This is a genomic window from Lysobacter antibioticus (assembly GCF_001442535.1).
Lineage (GTDB): Bacteria > Pseudomonadota > Gammaproteobacteria > Xanthomonadales > Xanthomonadaceae > Lysobacter > Lysobacter antibioticus.
On the sequence record NZ_CP013141.1, the window covers coordinates 2109825 to 2126961 of the forward strand.

The following is a 17137-nucleotide window of genomic DNA, read 5'->3' on the forward strand; positions in this document are numbered from 1 at the left end:
GGCAGCGGTGGGAAGCCCGCGATTATAGCCGCTGACGGTGAACCTTGCCCCCTCCTTGGGCCTGTCGAATCAGGCACTTGCGCTCAGTTTCGACGGAAACCGTTTTCAGCGCATGGCCGTCATCGATGTCAAAACGCCGGCGCTCGGTGCCGGCCGGCCGCACCGCCGATCCGGCGGAACTTCCGGCGGAACTTCCGGCGGAACTTGGGGCGCAAGGCGCTGAACCCGGTCCGCGTTGACACCCATGCGGCCACCGCCGAGCATTCCCCTGGCATTCGGCGCGCCATGGACGCCGCCCTCCCAATTCTCAGCAAGGAAGCCCTTCCGCATGTCCGTTCTCCGTCCGCATCACCACACCCTGGTTATCGCTCTCGCCAGCGCACTGAGCCTGCTGCCCGCCGCCGCTCTGGCCCAGTCCAGCGACGCCGACCGCGACTACCGCGAAGCCGTCGCCCACTGCGAATCGCATCCGCAAGCCTCGACCCGCTACGTCGTCGTCGACGCGGCGCGGATGCGTTCGCTGCCGCGCGCCGACGGCGGCGCGGTGACTTCGGTGCCGATCGGCGCCGAGGTCAAGGTGCAATGCGTATTCGGCGAATGGGTGCGCGCGACCTCCGAACGCCCCAACCCCTCGGTCGGCTGGATCCGCGCTGATCTGCTCGGCCCTCGCGCGCCGACCGCGGCTTCGCTGGAGCAGGACTACCGCCGCGCCGCCGGCGCCGAACGGCGCACCATCGCCGAGCGCGCGATCGCGCTGCGCCCGTTCGCACGCGAAAGCCACCAGTTAGCGATCGATGCCGCACAGGCCGACGGCGACACCGCCGCCGCGCAGGCTGCGACCTTGCGCCGCGAACGCATGACCGCGCCCAAGGTCGAGCGCCTGTCCGGCGAGCCGCGCCTGCTGTTCGGCGTCGACGGCGGTTATCTGACCGCGATCGCGCGCATCGACGGCCGCGGCCGTTACGCCGACCCCGCGACACCGGACAGCACCTATGCGGTCTGGCGCGGTTTTCACCTGTACCGCAACGGCGCCGCCGATGGGCTGGTGCAGGTCATCGACCGCGGCGAGGCGGTCGGCCTCGGCATGGAAGCGCAGGTACGCCGCCCGCCCGCGGCCGAACGCGATCAAGGCCTCAACGGCTTGGCCAGCAACGAAACCCTCGGCGCCGGCGCCGCTGTCATCGCCGCGAAAGTGAGCGCGGACGAGCGCCGTGCGGTTGAGCGCGAGCTGCGCGCCCTGCTGGGCCGGCAGCGCCTGGACCGCGCCGCCGTCGACAAGGCACTGCGTCCTTACGACGCCGAAGAGCGCAGCGGCCTGCGCGTGCACGCGCTCGACCTCGCCGGCGGCAAGCGCCTGCTGGTCGCCACCGCCGTGGCCGCAGTGCCGCCGCGCAGCCCGGACCAGGCCGATACGACGCTGGACTCGGTGCTGTTGCTGGAGGCTTCGGGCAAGCAGTACCGCAAGGTCGGCGAGATCGCGGGCGAGACCGCCGGCGATGCGATCGAATCGCACGCCTTCCACGACGCCCTGGACCTGGACGGCGACGGCGAGGCCGAACTGATCTTCCGCCTCCACCAGTACGAAGGCAGCCAGTACCAGATCTGGAGTCGCTCGTCCGGTCAGTGGAAGCCGGTGTACGCGGGCGGCTACGTCGGCGTCTGAGCCCGGCGCCGCGCCATCGCTTCAAGGGTAGGAGCGGCGTCCTCCTGGATTTCCTTCGGTCACGAGCCGCGACCTGGACCTCACCATAACGAGGTCAGCGCGGTGTCTCGGTCGCGGCTTGCGCCGCTCCTACCCCGCAACGCTCGGCGGCCCGGTGATCCGAGCCGCCGTTACCCTCAGAGCTCGCCGAGCCCCTCGGCGCAACCGCCCTCGCCCACTTGCAGCAGGCGCAGGGTGTTGGTCGCACCGTGCTGTTCCATGGTGTCGCCGCTGGTGAAGATCACCCGCTCGCCCTGGCCCAGTTTGCCGGCGTCGAACAGCTGCTTGACGACGTTGCGCGCGGCGTCGCGCGAGGCCAGGCCGCGGCTGTCGAAATCGATCGGGTAGACGTCGCGCATCATCGACATGCGGCGGCGCGCGCCGCCGTGGCGCGAGAACGCATAGATCGGCGCATTCGAACGGAAACGCGAAAGAAAGCGCACGGTGCCGCCGGATTCGGTCATGGCGACGATCGCGCGCACGCCGATGTGCTCGGACAGGAACATCGCCGCCATCGCGATGGCCTGGTCGGCGCGTTCGAGGTTGCGCGGCGCGGCTTCGAAATCGGTGTCGTGGTCGAACTGGCGCTCGGCGCCGAGGCAGATGCGCGACATCGCCTCGACCGCCTTGACCGGATAACGGCCGGCCGCGGATTCCTGCGACAGCATCACCGCATCGGTGCCGTCGATCACCGCGTTGGCCACGTCGAGCACTTCGGCGCGGGTCGGGATCGGGTTGTCGACCATCGACTGCATCATCTGCGTGGCGGTGATCACCACGCGATTGCGCGCCAACGACTCGCGGATGATCTTCTTTTGCAGGCCGGGCAGCTCGGCGTCGCCGATTTCCACGCCCAGATCGCCGCGCGCGACCATGACCACGTCGCTGGCGTCGACGATCTCGGCCAGGTTTTCGATGGCTTCGGCGCGTTCGATCTTCGACACCAGCGCGGCATCGCTGCCGGCGGCGCGGGCGATGCGGCGGGCCTCGTGCATGTCCTCGGCATTGCGGCAGAACGACACCGCGATGAAGTCGGCGCCGAGTTCGGCGGCGACCAGGATCAGTTCCTTGTCGCGCTCGGTCAGCGCGCCCAGGGACAGGCCGCCGCCGAGCTTGTTCAAGCCCTTGCGGTCCGACAGGGCGCCGTCGTTGAGCACGGTGGTGATGATGCGCTCGCCGTCGACCGCGCCGACGCGCAGTTGCAGCAAGCCGTCGTCGAGCAACAGCACGTCGCCGGGGGCCACGTCGTTGGGCAGGCCGAGATAGCTCACCCCGACCTCGCGCAGATTGCCCGGAGGGGCGCTCGCGCTGGCGATCAGGTCGAAACGGTCGCCGGCCTTGAGCAGGACCCGGCCTTCGGCGAAGCGCTCGATGCGGATCTTCGGCCCGGGCAGATCGGCGAGGATGCCGACTTCCACGCCGACCCGCAGCGCTGCCTCGCGCACGGCCTGGGCGCGTGCGACCTGCGAGGACGGATCGCCGTGCGAGAAATTCAGGCGGACGACGTCGACGCCGGCATTGAGCAAGGCATCGAGCACGCCCGGCGGATCGGTGGCCGGGCCGAGGGTGGCGAGAATCTTGGTGCGTCGCGGGCTTGAGGACATGGCGGGCTCTCTTGACTGTCGGCCAAACTAGCACAGCTTCGGCGACGGTCGAACCCGCTGCGCGCGAGCACATTCCCTCGGCAGGCGCGATTGGAAAAAATCGCCCGCATTTGCCATTGCACAAGCACCGCTGTTGCAATGCGGTGCCGTATGCCGATCGGATCGGCGCTCGTGCGTTGCCGCGCCGTTACCGCCCCGGCTGTTCGACCGAGTTCATCTCATGCCGGACCCGGCTGATGCGGTCGTAGATCAGTTTGCGCAAACGGTTGGTCGAGCCAAGCGGACGATGCTCGGGCAACGAATGCCAGGGGCTGTAGGCGATGTCCTCGCCGAGGCGGTTGCGCTCGGGGGTATCGAATTCCTGGCGCGGGATATGGATGCTTGCGACCTCGAAGAACGGCGCCTGCGCCTCGTCCCATGCGGTCATCGAATCTTCGACGCTCATGCTGTCGGAGGTCCTGGGCTGGACCAGGAATTTCAGTACGACATCGCGCTCGGCGAGCGTGCGCTTCATCGCCTCGCGCAGGTAATCGGGGCCGCGCTGCGCAGGCATGGGGTCGACCTCGGCCGTAGCCGGCATCACCGAGAACTTGATCGCCTGGCGCTCGGCGCCCACGCCGAGCTGATACGGCACCGCGGAGAAATAACGGACCTGCAGCGGGTTGGAAATCTTGCCGCTGCTGATTTCCTTGGCGCGCAAGGTGCCCTTCAGGCCGAGCGCGAACGGGATCGTCACCTTGTCCAGCAAGCGGCCGCTGCTGGCCTTCTCGACCAGGGACAGATAACGGTGCGGATCGTTGGCCAGGAACACCGGGTGATTGATCATGACGAAGTCCTGGGTGGTGGCTTCGCGATCGTTCTCGAGCAGTTTCGGCCCCGGCACGCCGAGCAACTTGATCGCCATGCCGCGGCCGTCGTCGTTGTCGTCCGAACGCGTCGGGTCGCCGGCCCCGTTCGAGAAGCGGATCCAGGCCTGATAGACCTTGCCGGGCACGAACACGCCCTGGGCCAGCGACGGTGCCAGCGAATCGTTGACGCGGAACTCGGCCTCGACGAAGCCGGTCGCCTTGGGATGCGCGTCGCGCCGCGCCTGCCCGGGGCGGTACTGCTCGCGGATCGATTTCTCGATCGCATCGGCGATCTGCAGCGCCAGATCGGACTCGTGCGGATACAGCGCTTCGCCCAGCATCTCGTCGACGCTCGGATACGGAAGGTCGGAGGGGTGGCGGGTGGTCGACATGGCGCTCTCCTGGTGATCCGGCGCCGTCTGTCGACGGCGGCCAACGGCGATGCGAGCGGACCACGGCGGAGCGCGAAGCGGCTGACGTGGCGAATGGCTGGCGTCGAAGCCGGACTCTAATCCCGCGGCCGTGAAGAGCGCTCACACCTGTATGACTGGCCGGCCCCGACGGCCGACCGTGCTAACCGCGCTGGCCGCCCGGTGTCGGCGAGGCCGGCGAATCAGCCTGCACCAGGGCATCGGAGATGCCCTGCAAGGACAGCACCGCCGGCAGTTTCGTCCGCCGCCCCTCGCGGTCGTAACCGACGTACAAGGGCACACCGACTGCGCCCTGCGCCTTGAGCAAAGCGGCGACGGCCTCATCGGGTTGGGTGTAGTCGGCGACCAAGTACACCGCGTCGGCGTCTTTCAACAGGGCGCGAAAGCCGTCGCGTTCGAGCACTGCGGCCTGGTTGACCTTGCAAGTCAGGCACCAGTCGGCGGTGACGTTGACGAACACCGCTCGGCCCTGGCCGCGCAATTCGGCGAGCCGTGCGGGGGTGAAACGCTCTGCGCCGGGCGGCAACTCGGCTTTCGACGCGACGGACGGCGCGGCATCGCCTGGCCGCGCGTCCAGCATCGTCAGCGGCGAGAGCGACAAGGCGACGATCAGCACCGCGAGCAGGCGATGCCCGGCCCCGGCGAAACGGTTCTTCTCGAACCACCACAGCCCCAGGATCAGCACGACCGCCGACAGCAACACCAACGCCATCGCGTCCACGCCGCGTTGCTTGCCGAGCACCCACAACAACCACACCGCGGTGGCGTACATCGGGAAGGCCAACCATTGCTTCAAGCTGTCCATCCAGGCACCCGGCCTGGGCAACCAGCGCGCGGCGCGCGGCACGAACGCGATCGCCAGAAACGGCGCCGCCAAGCCGAGCCCCAGCAGAACGAACACCGCCAACGCCGCCCACGGTTGCGGCGAAGCCAGTGCATAGGCCACCGACGCGCCCATGAACGGCGCAGTGCACGGGCTGGCAACGACGCAGGCCAACACGCCGGTGACGAAGTCGCCGGCCAGCCCTCGGCCCTGCGCATGTCGCTGACCGACACCGGCCAGGCCGGCGCCGAAGTTGACCACGCCGGACAAGCCCAGGCCGACCGCCAACATCACCAGCACCAACAGACCGATCACCCATGGCTGCTGCATATGGAATCCCCAGCCCGCGCCGCCGCCCGCCGTTCGCAAGGCCAATACCACCCCGCCCAATGCAGCGAACGACGACACCACACCGGCGGTATAGGCCAGCGCACGCCGCTTGGCGCCGACCGGGTCGTCCGCCGCATGCAGGATCGAGAACGCTTTCAGCGACAGCACCGGCAACACGCAAGGCATCAGGTTCAACAACAGGCCGCCGGCGAACGCCATCAGCAACATGCCCAACCAAGGCGACGAGGCCTGCTCCTGCGTGCGCAGCGGCGGCGGCAGCTCGAACGACAACCGCCGCAGGGTGGGCGGATAGCAGACACTGTTCTCCAGGCAGCCCTGGAAGCTCAACTTGAGTTCCAACCGCTGCGGCAGCGTCGCACCCGACTGCAGCGGGACGCGCAGCCGCGCATGTTCGTAGAACACCGTGACCTCGCCGAACTGTGGGTCTTGGTGTAGCCGGCCTTCGGACCACTGCAGCGCACCGAGCGCTTGCGGCGCATCGACGGCCTGCAGGGAAAACCGGTCGCGATACAGGTAATAGCCCGGCGGCATCCGCCATTCCAGGGCTACGCTGCCGTCGCCCAGCAGTGTCGAGGTCAGTGCGAAAGCTTGTTCGACCGGCAGCGGCTCGCTATCGGCGAACGAGCGGCTCAGGTCGGAAGCGCCGCCATCGTAAGCGCTGCTCGTCGCCGTCTCATCGGCGAACGCAGTCGAAGGCGACAGCAGCACCGCCGCCGCCAACACCAGACCGCAAGTGGTCGAACCGGCCCATCGTAGGGCTCGGGCATCGCGCAGCAGGCCCGTCATTCAACGAGCCCATGCCGCATTGCCGCGCGCCATGCCGCCCGCCCCACCGAGTAGGGACTGCAGACGCGACGGCAGCGCATCGTCGACTTCGATTCGCCGCAGCAGCCGTCCATCGGCACCGACCACCAGCACGGCCGGCACACGCTGCACGCCGAAGCGGCGAAACAACACGCCGTCGCGATCCAGGCTCAACGGCACCGGCACCCGATGCTCGTTGCGGTAATCGCGCAGATCCTGCTCCGACGCCCACAGGCCCGAGGCGATACCGACCCAACGCACGCGACGGTCGCGCCCCAACGACACCAATTGCTCGCGCAATACGCGACATTGCTTCGACGATTGCGGCCGCGTCTTCTGCAAATAGCTTTCGCACCAAGGCGAGAGGAAAGCCAACACGCTCGGGCGCTGGCCCACGGGGTCGGTCAAGGCGAGCTGGCGTGCTTCGAGAGTGCGGATCTTCGATGTGGGCACCGGCTCGCCGATCTGGAGAATATTCCGCACGGGTGCGGCCGGCGTTTCCGCGACGAGCGTGCGCGGATCGAAGCCCGGCGTGTTCCGCGCCTGCGCCACTGCGGCATCGAGCCGCGCGTCGGCCAGATGCCCGACATAGCGGACTGTGCCGTCCTTGCCGATCACCACGTGCTGCGGAGTGACCCGCAAGCCGAAACGTTCGCCGAGCGAACCGTCGTCGTCGCGAACGATCGGCATGCTCAACCCGAGCTCGCGTCGATAAGCCCTGATCTGCTCGACCGTGTCGTCGAAACCGATATTGATGGCGACGACCTGCAGATCGCCACCGGCACCACGCTGCGCCTTTTCGAAATGCGGCATCTGCTCGCGGCAGGGCACGCACCAGGTGGCCCAGAACTTCAGATACACCGCCTTGCGGCCGCGCAAGGCACCCAGGTCCAAGCGCTGCCCATCGATGGTGGTCAGAACGAGCGCCGGCACGGCTTGCCCGACCAGGCGCGCGCCGACCTGCTGCGCGTATTCCTTGCCGGTTTCGGCCTGTGCCGGCCGAACGCCACCCGACCACCACGCCGCGAGCAATACACAGGCAGCCACCGACGTTCGCGCCCACAGGCGCGAGGAGTACAGAGTCATACGGATTCCTCGGTAAGAGACAGCGAAGCGATGCGCGCGATCGGCGCGCCGGGCACGGCCGGCCCGAGGCCTGCTCCCGCATGCATCGCCACTTCGAGGCCTCACGCTACGGCTCGACTGGATCCTTGAGTGAGCCAGTCCCCGCGAATCCGACCGGACCAGTTGCCGGGCTCGGATTCCTCCCAGCCCGGCCTGCGGAGCGCGTCGACGATGGCGCAACAGCGTGTCCATCCGTCGTGCTGCGCGATGTCGAGCCGCGACCCTTTGCGGCTTACGGCAAACCAGGCACTCGGTTACCCGAGTGCCTGCCGCTTAGGGCCTGCTTCTATGGAGCTCGTTCGATGCATCGGCCACGAACGGCCAAGACTGCGACCGCATCGCTCGAACCGAGAGGCGTCGAGCCACTGGCCCGGCGCCAACTCCGACGCTTACTGGATCGCGTCGCCGTAACCGCAACCCACCGTCACCCAGCCCGGCGCATACGAGACATCGACCAACACCCGCACCGTCTTCTCGCCCGGCAACACCTTGCGATAGTCCAGCCCCTTCCAGCCGTAAGTCTCGATCATCGCCGCCAGGTCGGGACGCGGACTCATCCCGCCGATGCGCTTGGCCAACGCCTCGCCGACCTTCAACTCCTGCCCCGCCGGCACCTTGTACGCCAAGTGCATCTCCTGACGGCTCGGGAAGTTGATGTAGTTCGACGTCTCGCCCCAGGCCGACAACGGCCGGGCACTCTTCCACAGCATCAACGCAGCGTCGCCGCCATCGTCGGTCTGGGCGAGACCCTTGATCTGCTCGGCGCTGAGCTCGTCGCCGAACGCATTGACCTGTTCCAGGCTGAGCTTGCACTCGACGAAATCGGCCACCCGCTTGGCGGTGGCGTCCTGCGCCGAAGCCAGCATCGGCGCCAGCGCCACGGCCAAGGCGGCGAAAGACAGGATCTTGTTGCGGTAGTTGGACATGGTTCCTCTGAGTTCCGGTTGTGGATCGGGTATTCGGTAGTCATGACGAAGCTGGGGTGCGAATCCAGTACGGCCAGCTACAGCTCCCCCTGATGACCTGGGCATCGTTAGGTGCGACCGAGAAGCCGCTCGCAGCGGTGCAGGTCCAGGGGCCGAGGCCTTGATCGCCATCGACATATCCCGGGCCGAGTTCGCATGCCAACCTCACGCCCACCGGTCTGGAACCTTTACGACCAACCGATTCGGCTGATGCAAAGGAAAAGGCGACCAATACTTTCGTTTGCTCCTGCGCGATGGCGCATTGCAATAAAACACACATAACCCGGCTGCACCCAGCAATCAACCCTCATCGCAAGCAACGAGACGCTTGCACTTTAGGGTTCCCCTGACGAGAATCTAGCACGGCCACGGAACGCGGCCCCTATCGATCTATTGCGTCGCCACGGAGGGAAGACGCCACCCATCTGCATCAAACCCCGCCTTTATTCGCAGCTCCGTCGCGCCCCATTTGGAGCCTGGCGGGGCCCGCTAGTCGTGCCAGCGACTTTTACCAAGGATCAGGTATGCCTTCGAGACTTCACCAACCATTTTCACGCATAAGTTCAGCGAGAGGGCTACTCCAAATTGCCCACTCGACCATGAGCCGTAGCTTGTTAGCCGCTGTAATGTGCTACTCGTTTATCTCCAGCGTTTCTGCACAAGAAAGCGGAAATAAGTGGAAGATCTCCGATCCGGCGGGACAATCGACCGAGTACAACACTCAACAAGAAGCTGTCGAGGCGATTTGGGAGCTTCCCGCGCCTTCGCCGGAAACAGAAGGCGCTTATCAGTTCGTAGAACAGATAAAGAGCACGAAGATAGATGAAGAGGGCAACGTCCTCATAACGTACTGGATGGGTAAGGACCAGCCGACCGATCCAGACTGGAAGTACGGCACCGTATATGGAAGCGGCTTCGTTACGGAAGCCGATGCGGTCACGAAGATCAAACAGACCCTGGACGGGATGAGCGCTGCCTGCGCGCCTTCTGCCGTCGCCGAACCGCTCAATGACTGGCAAGAATCGCAGCCAGGCTACGAAGGGCGGATGGAGAAGAGACGTTACTCGCAGCTTGTCAAGGTCGGTAAAAATACACCGGACTCCCCGTGCACCCTGCACGACTTCGGCCCCACCAACATCGGTCGAACCAGGCGAATCGAGTGTCCGAATGGGCATACCCAATGGAGTGACGAGTACAACGCCTGCGTAAATACCGAAATCACCGCCACCCTCGCCGGTAAAGTCAATTCATGCGAAGGCACGGCGGGCCAAGCCAGCGGTCTCGTCGGGAATCCGTGCGACGTAAAGACAGGCGAGAAGTTCGAAACTCAGCAGGATTTCGATCTGGGGTGGATTGCGTTCCGCCGTTTCTATCACTCGGGCTCTGCGACCAGCAACGGCGGCTTTGGGCCAGGATGGACACACTCGCTATCTACTCGCCTGGCGATTGACGGCACCAGCATCGGCCTGATCGACAGCAGCGGTTACCAACGCCGGTTTCGTCAGGATGGGCCCGCGTATCTGGCAACAGACGACAGCGGCGATCGTCTGGTCGCCAATGGCTCCGATTGGTCGCTTCATACCGATGGCGCCACACTGATTTTCGACAACGAAGGGCGCGCCCTGCAGCTCTTGCTCGATAGCGGAATTTCGCTGTCCTATTCTTACGATAATTATGGCCGGATCACGCGCGTCACTCATACGAGCGGACGATCCATCGAACTGCACTACGAAAGCTCCGCGATCGACTCTCCGATCAGCTCGATCTCGTCGGAAGGCACGACGCTCGTCAGTTACACCTACCTTTACGAGTTTCCCAACTTTCCAACGGTCGGCCTGATAGAGACAGCAACCTACGCGGATGGGAAGTCACGCAAGTATCACTACGAAGACACTCGCTTCACCAAGCACCTGACCGGCGTCAGCACCGAGGACAATGCGCGGTTCAGTACGTTCTCGTATGACGAGCGAGGTCGAGTTATATCCAGCGTTCATGCCGGAGGCGCGGATGGCGTCAGCCTCACTTACACCTCGGCCGGCGGAGCGGTAGTTACCGGAGCGCTCGGCCAGCAAGAGGATTATGGCCTGACCTCAGGCTCTGGTGCCCTGCCCCGCAAGATCTCTGGATTCACCGACAGCCGCGGTTCGGTGACGCAAACATACGCCGATACCGCTACCGACTTCCGCCGCCGCCTCGACAACGTCACCGACCGCAACGGCACCCAGACCAAGCACACGTACGCCGAAGCCAACGACCCGGTCACCGGGCAGCTGGCGCGCACGCATACGGTGAAGGAAGCGGTCGGCCTGCCGCAGGAGCGCAGCAGCATCGAACGGCGCGACGTGGCCAGCAACCGCACGCTGCTGACCCAGGTCGGCAACCGTGAGACTCGCATCGTCCGCAACGCACGCCTGCAGCCGGTCACGGCGACCGTGCGCGACACGGTCAGCAACCAGACCCGCACGACCACCTATGCCTACTGCGAAGCGGCCGACGTGGCCGCGAGCAATAGCACCTGCCCGATCCTGGGCCTGGTCAAGTCGGTCGATGGGCCACGCACCGACGTCAACGATGTCACGACGTTCCAGTACTACGGCAGCGACGACAGCACCTGCGCGACCCAGCCGGCGCTGTGCACCTACCGCAAGGGCGACCTGCGCAAGGTCGTCGATGCGCTGGGCCGCAGCACCGAGACCTTCGGCTACGACCCGCAGGGCCGCCCGCTGTCGGTCGTCAACGCCAACGGAATCGTCACGGACTACGAGTACCACCCGCGCGGCTGGCTCACCGCGACCAAGGTGCGCGGCGCCGACAACAGCGTCGAGACCGACGACCGCATCACCCGGGTCGAGTACTGGCCGACCGGCCTGGTCAAGCGCATCACCCCGCCGGGCGGCGCCTACATCACCTACACCTACGACACCGCCCAGCGCCTGACCAGCGTGGCCGACAAGGCCGGCAACAAGATCCAGTACACCCTCGATCTGGCCGGCAACCGCAAGCAGGAAGACACCAAGACGGCTTCCGGCACTTTGAAGCGCACCCTGTCGCGCGTGTTCAACACCCTGGGGCAGCTGCAGACCGCCAAGGACTCGCTGGCGCATGCCACGAGCTTCAGCTACGACACCGACGGCAACCCGGACCTGACCACCGACGCCTTGGGCCGTGTCACCAATCAGGACCACGACCCGCTCGATCGTTTGAGCCGTACCCTGCAGGACGTCGGCGGCCTCGCGGTCGAGACCAAGCTGGAATACAACGCCCTCGACCAAGTCACCAAAGTCACCGACCCCAAGGGCCTGGCCACGACCTACGGCTATAACGGCTTCGGCGACCAGGTCCAGCTGTCGAGCCCGGACACCGGCGTCACCACCTACGGCTACAACAGCGCCGGCCTGCTCGCGAGCAAGCAGGACGCCAACGACGCCCAGGCGCATACCTACACCTACGATGCCCTGAACCGGCCGAAGACGATCTCGTACAGCGGCGGCGCCGCCGACGTCGAGTACGACTACGACACGGTCAACTCGGTCTGCGCCGCCGGCGAGAACTTCGCCCTCGGCCGCGTCACCGCGATGCGCAGCGATGGCACCGAGCTGAAGTACTGCTACGACCGTTGGGGCCAGCTCGTGCGCAAGGTGCAGACGGTCGGCACCCGCAGCTTCACCCTGCGCTACGCCTACGCCAGCTCGGGCCAGGTGCGCAGCATCACCTACCCGGACAACGCCATCGTCGACTACGTCCGCAACACCCTGGACCAGGTCACCGAAGTCGGCATCAAGCCGGCCGGCGGCGTGCGCACGGTGCTGCTCAACAATGCGGCTTACGAACCGTTCGGCCCGGCCACCGGCTGGACCTACGGCAACGGCCGCAGCCTGGCCCGCACCTACGACCAGGACTACCGCGCCAAGACCATCCTCGACAGCGCCGCCGGCGGCCTGTCGCTGGCGTACGGCTACAACGAAGTCGGCGAACTGACCGAACTCAAGGACGGCCTGCAGAGTGCCGCTCTGGCCAAGTACGACTACGACACCCTGGGTCGGCTCAAGATCACCCGCGACGGCCCGACCGGCACGCCGCTGGAGACCTACGACTACGACGCCACCGGCAACCGCAACAGCCTGCTGCACGGCGGCATCACCACCAGCTACACCTACCCGGGCACCAGCCATCGCCTGAGCAACGTCGGCGGCGTCAGCCGCGGCTACGACGCGGTCGGCAACACCACCAGCATCGGTGGCACGGCGAGGGAGTTCGTCTACAACGCCAACGACCGCATGAGCCAAGTCAAGCAGGCCGGCGTGGTGAAGGCCAGCTACCGTTACAACGCCAAGGGCGAGCGGGTCTCGCGGGCCGACAACGCCACCGGCGCGATCACCGGCTACACGCTGTACGACGAAGCCGGCCATTGGCTCGGCGACTACGACGCCAATGGCGCGACCAAGCAGCAGGCCATCTGGCTGAGCGATGCACCGGTCGGCCTGGTCGTCGGCGCCGGCGTCGCGCAGACCCTGCGTTACGTGCAACCCGACCACCTGGGCACCCCGCGCGCGGTGATCGACCCGAGCCGCAACCTCGCGGTCTGGACCTGGGACGCCAAGGGCGAAGCCTTCGGCAACAACCCGCCGAACCAGGACCCGGATCAGGACGGCACCGCGTTCGTGTTCGATATGCGGTTTCCGGGGCAGCGCTATGACGCGGCTACGGGGCTGAACTACAACTACTTCCGGGACTACGATGCGAGCATTGGGCGATACACCCAAAGCGACCCTATAGGGCTGCTTGGCGACATAAGCGCTTACTCGTATGTTTCCGGTTCCCCTTTAATTGCAACGGACCCTGAAGGCCTTCAAACACGTATGCGCCCTGCGCCGGGCTGGTGGTATCAGCCACCTCAGGGTCCGACGTCGCCTTCCAACAACAGGTTAGCAACCGGCGATCCAATCTACGACTCAACCCTGCCAAACAGAGTTGAGCCAAAACTAAACTGCACGACCGAAGATTTTTTGGCGGCTATGGTCATAGGTTCACCCTTAGGTCTAGTGACAACGTTAGCAGGCACATTCGCGCACCAGTCAAAGTCGTTACCGCCTGGCTATTGGCCGGCAGACAACGGATCCAGAGAGTGGGGGCGCCGCCATGGAGTAGACCCGGATGAGGCAAAGGGCAGATTCCACGGCATTAAACAAAAAGACAAAGGTCAAGGCGGAGGTCGCGGAAAAGATGTTTATGGCGTCAACCCCAACACAGGTGATGTAGTCAACCCCGAAGGCGAGGTTGTTGGCAATCTAGAGGATGCAAAGCCAAAATGAACAATAACAATCTGTTTTTTCACGCATCCATATATCTAAAAGGTGACAACCTAGAGCCAGCCAAGCTCACCTCATTGCTTGGCATTACCCCATCCTTCTCACACAGCAAAGGACAGAGATGGCGTACGTCAGCCGGCAGCGAGGTTGTGGAACGCACAGGACTCTGGGCAGTCACCATCAAATCCGAAACCCAGGTCGAGCTCACAGAAGCATTAGAAACGCTTAGCCGACAACTATCAGCAAATAATCACATAATCGCGGAAATGCCAGGAATTGAGGAGGCATATCTCGATGTATTCATAGCCGCACATACCGATGCAAACGGAGAGTGCGACTGCGAGTTCAGCTTGAATGAGAAATCCTTATCTGCGATAGGAAAACTTGGCTTGCCAATAAAATTCACGGTAACCGTATCGCCTGCAGACATAGCCTAAACCTGGCTCAGAAAAATAGCGCTTTGCCTTGTCGCGAATAGTGCTCCGGCAGCCGACGCCTTCGGTGATCGCCGGGGCAGCTTAGGGACGCGGTTGGACTACCTCAGCTGCGCCTTGAAGGAAATGCCACCGCGAGATCTCTCCGCCCACAGGTTGGCCAGTTGATGAGCCTGCCAGACACCTTCCACCGATCCCCTGGCGCGACGTGGGCTGGATCTGCCCCACAAAGTAGACCTGCTTCAGCGCCAATTCCGCCTATCTCAACAAATTAGAAGACTGCCGCAGGCGTAGACATCGAAAAATGCGAGATCGACCTCCCGAATTAGCAACACCCTCACGCGCCCTTTACGCATCGCCGCCCGGACTGCGCCATCTTTGGTGTCCGGGGGCGATCTAGCCGAGTGCGTGGTCATGGTTACCAAGCCGATTCCGAAGTACATCCGCCGCGTTGCGGACGCGAACCTTAGTTATTGGGTCCTGAACTACCCGTCGGCGCCGTTCCACCGACCGGGCCTCACCTTTCGCGATTACGGCCCTGCGCTGTACTTGGGCATGATGACCTTCGAAGAGCATCCCGAGCGCTTCTTCGACGATCCGCGCGCGGACTTACGCGGTCGCTACGAAGCGCTGAAAGGAAACTCGCCGCTCGCCTGGCCCGAAGCTCGCAAGGTGGCATGGGCGGCGTGGGAACGCGCGCATGCACAAGCCCTCGCCTGTCAGACCGGACCGATCGAATCGCTGCGCTTGTGCGCTCACGCGTAACGCGCTGCGTTCGAAGCAAGACATCGGAAGCCAGTCGCCTGCCACGCTCATGGCCGAAGCAGAAGAACGGTTCTCTCTCGTTCGCTGCATGGACTTACCCAGCTTAGGCAAGCTGCACACTGATCGGCACCGATGGCATCCGCTGATGGCATTCGCTAAAGAAAAAAGCACCTGGACGCGAGTCCAGGTGCTTGCCTTGTTTGGTGGGTCGTGAAGGATTCGAACCTTCGACCAAAAGATTAAAAGTCTTCTGCTCTACCGACTGAGCTAACGACCCGAAGCGGTTGCTGCGGTCCCGGCGCTGCGCCGGGGCCGGTGATTCTAACAAAACCTGCGGGGCGCAGTCAGGCCCCCCTGGCCGAAGCCGTTCAGACCCTCAGCCGTTCAGACGTAGCGGGTCGGGTCGGCCACGCCGGCGGCGCTGAAGCCTTCGGCGCGCAGGCGGCAGGCGTCGCAATGGCCGCAGGCGCGGCCGTCGGCGTCGGCCTGGTAGCACGAGACGGTCTCGGCGAAGTCCACGCCCAGGCGCACGCCCTCGCGAACGATGTCGGCCTTGCTCATGAACTGCAGCGGCGCCCGCACGCGCAGGCCGGCGCCCTCGACGCCGGCCTTGGTCGCCAGGTTGGCCAGGCGCTCGAAGGCCTCGACGAACTCGGGGCGGCAGTCGGGGTAGCCGGAGTAGTCGACGGCGTTGACGCCGCAGAAGATGTCGTTGGCACCGAGCACTTCAGCCCAGCCCAGGGCGATCGACAGCATGATGGTGTTGCGCGCGGGCACGTAGGTGACCGGAATGTCGTCCTTGGCCGCGGCCGCGCCGATGGCGTGGCCGTCGTTATCTAGCGGCACCGAGATGGCCTCGTCGGTCAGGGCCGAGCCGCCGATGCTGCGCAGGTCGACGCTGACGGTCTTGTGGGCGACCGCGCCCAGCGAGTCGGCGAGGCGGGCGGCGGCGTCGAGTTCGGAGGTGTGGCGTTGGCCGTAGCGCACGCTGAGCGCGTGCACGGCATAGCCCTGCTCGCGCGCGATGGCGATGACGACGGCGGAGTCCATGCCTCCGGAGACCAGTACGACGGCATTTTTCATGGTGTGGGGTCGGGAATCGGGAATCGGGAATCGGGAATCGGGAAAGGCTAAACGATGGAGCGGATGCCGGGGCCGTCATCCCCGCCTTCGCGGGGATGACGAGCAAAGAGCGAGGAGTCAGCCAGCAAGAGCGGAAGCCCGGTGCCGAGGCACTCCAGCCCGGGACGAACCAGTTTACCCAGCCGAATCCCGAATCCCTGCTCCCGGCTTCTCACCGCCCCGGTTCGTCGTTCCAGAGAATCTTGTGCAGCTGCAGTTGGAATCGTACCTGCAGGCGGTCGGCGACGATCCAGTCGGCCAGGTCGCTCGGTTTGACCTGGGTGAAGCTCGGCGAGAACAGGACGTCGCAAATCGCGGTCAGGCGGTGCTCGGCGACGATGCCCTTGGCCCACTCGTAGTCCTCGCGGCTGCAGATCACGAACTTGATCTGGTCGCGCGCGGTCAGCAGCGGCAGGTTGCTCCACAGGTTGCGGTGGGCTTCCCTGGAATCGGGGGTCTTGATGTCGAGCACGCGCGAAACGCGCGGGTCGACCGGGCCGATGTCGATCGCGCCGGAGGTTTCCAGCGAGACCTCATAGCCGGCGTCGCACAGTTTCTGCAGCAGCGCGATGCAGCGCTTTTGCGCCAGCGGTTCGCCGCCGGTGACGCAGACATGGCGGGCGCCGTGCTGGGCGACCTCTGCCAGGATCGCGTCGAACTCCCACCATTCGCCGCCGTGGAAGGCATAGGCGGTATCGCAGTACTGACAGCGCAGGGGGCAGCCGGTCAGGCGCACGAATACGGTCGGCCAGCCGATGCTGTTCGACTCGCCTTGCAGCGACAGGAAGATTTCGGTCAGCCGCAGGCGTTCGGACGACGCTGCGGCCGTCTCGGTGGCAACGGCGGTCATGGGG

General features: G+C 65.2%; 11 protein-coding genes and 1 tRNA gene. 4 read left to right on the forward strand and 8 right to left on the reverse strand.

Annotation, left to right across the window (positions count from 1 at the left end):
* Window positions 1-328 precede the first annotated feature (328 nt).
* The gene (locus GLA29479_RS08495; protein ID WP_057971334.1) at window positions 329-1663 is read left to right on the forward strand and encodes an SH3 domain-containing protein; all 1335 of its coding nucleotides are present in this window, start codon (window positions 329-331) and stop codon (window positions 1661-1663) included.
* Window positions 1664-1839: 176 nt separating this feature from the next.
* Here GLA29479_RS08495 and pyk read toward each other — a convergent pair whose 3' ends face one another.
* The 5 genes from pyk to GLA29479_RS08520 all read right to left on the reverse strand — a co-directional run bounded on the left by pyk (window position 1840) and on the right by GLA29479_RS08520 (window position 8614).
* Window positions 1840-3306, reverse strand: coding sequence for a pyruvate kinase (gene pyk / locus GLA29479_RS08500; RefSeq protein WP_057917106.1), 1467 nt, complete (start codon window positions 3304-3306; stop codon window positions 1840-1842).
* Window positions 3307-3493: 187 nt separating this feature from the next.
* The gene (locus GLA29479_RS08505) at window positions 3494-4546 is read right to left on the reverse strand and encodes a catalase family protein (protein WP_057971335.1); all 1053 of its coding nucleotides are present in this window, start codon (window positions 4544-4546) and stop codon (window positions 3494-3496) included.
* A 181-nt stretch (window positions 4547-4727) separates the two neighbouring features.
* Entirely contained in the window at window positions 4728-6545 is a 1818-nt protein-coding gene (locus tag GLA29479_RS08510; RefSeq protein WP_057971336.1) for a protein-disulfide reductase DsbD family protein, read from the reverse strand.
* A complete protein-coding gene (locus GLA29479_RS08515; RefSeq protein WP_248842818.1) occupies window positions 6546-7880 on the reverse strand; it encodes a TlpA family protein disulfide reductase in 1335 nt (444 codons plus the stop codon). It abuts the gene before it with no gap.
* Between the two features lie 197 nt (window positions 7881-8077).
* Window positions 8078-8614 (reverse strand): hypothetical protein, encoded by a 537-nt coding sequence (locus tag GLA29479_RS08520; protein WP_057971337.1) that lies wholly within the window; start codon window positions 8612-8614, stop codon window positions 8078-8080.
* A 665-nt stretch (window positions 8615-9279) separates the two neighbouring features.
* Here GLA29479_RS08520 and GLA29479_RS08525 point away from each other — a divergent pair.
* The 3 genes from GLA29479_RS08525 to GLA29479_RS08530 all read left to right on the forward strand — a co-directional run bounded on the left by GLA29479_RS08525 (window position 9280) and on the right by GLA29479_RS08530 (window position 15161).
* Window positions 9280-13965 (forward strand): RHS repeat-associated core domain-containing protein, encoded by a 4686-nt coding sequence (locus tag GLA29479_RS08525; protein WP_144436417.1) that lies wholly within the window; start codon window positions 9280-9282, stop codon window positions 13963-13965.
* Entirely contained in the window at window positions 13962-14399 is a 438-nt protein-coding gene (locus tag GLA29479_RS23595; RefSeq protein ID WP_082638412.1) for a DUF4279 domain-containing protein, read from the forward strand. Before GLA29479_RS08525 ends, GLA29479_RS23595 begins: the two co-directional genes overlap by 4 nt.
* Window positions 14400-14810: 411 nt before the next feature.
* Window positions 14811-15161: a hypothetical protein gene (locus tag GLA29479_RS08530; protein ID WP_057917101.1), complete on the forward strand. Its 351-nt coding sequence runs from the start codon at window positions 14811-14813 to the stop codon at window positions 15159-15161.
* 201 nt (window positions 15162-15362) lie between these two features.
* On the opposite strand, the gene GLA29479_RS08535 is transcribed toward GLA29479_RS08530, so the two are convergent.
* From GLA29479_RS08535 to queE, 3 genes are all read right to left on the reverse strand, one after another.
* Window positions 15363-15438 (reverse strand) — tRNA-Lys (locus tag GLA29479_RS08535).
* A gap of 107 nt (window positions 15439-15545) precedes the next feature.
* Entirely contained in the window at window positions 15546-16244 is a 699-nt protein-coding gene (gene queC, locus GLA29479_RS08540) for a 7-cyano-7-deazaguanine synthase QueC (RefSeq protein ID WP_057971339.1), read from the reverse strand.
* A 211-nt stretch (window positions 16245-16455) separates the two neighbouring features.
* Window positions 16456-17133 carry a 7-carboxy-7-deazaguanine synthase QueE gene (queE, locus tag GLA29479_RS08545; RefSeq protein WP_057971340.1) on the reverse strand — a complete coding sequence of 226 codons (678 nt, stop codon included), beginning with the start codon at window positions 17131-17133 and terminating at the stop codon, window positions 16456-16458.
* Window positions 17134-17137: the final 4 nt, after the last annotated feature.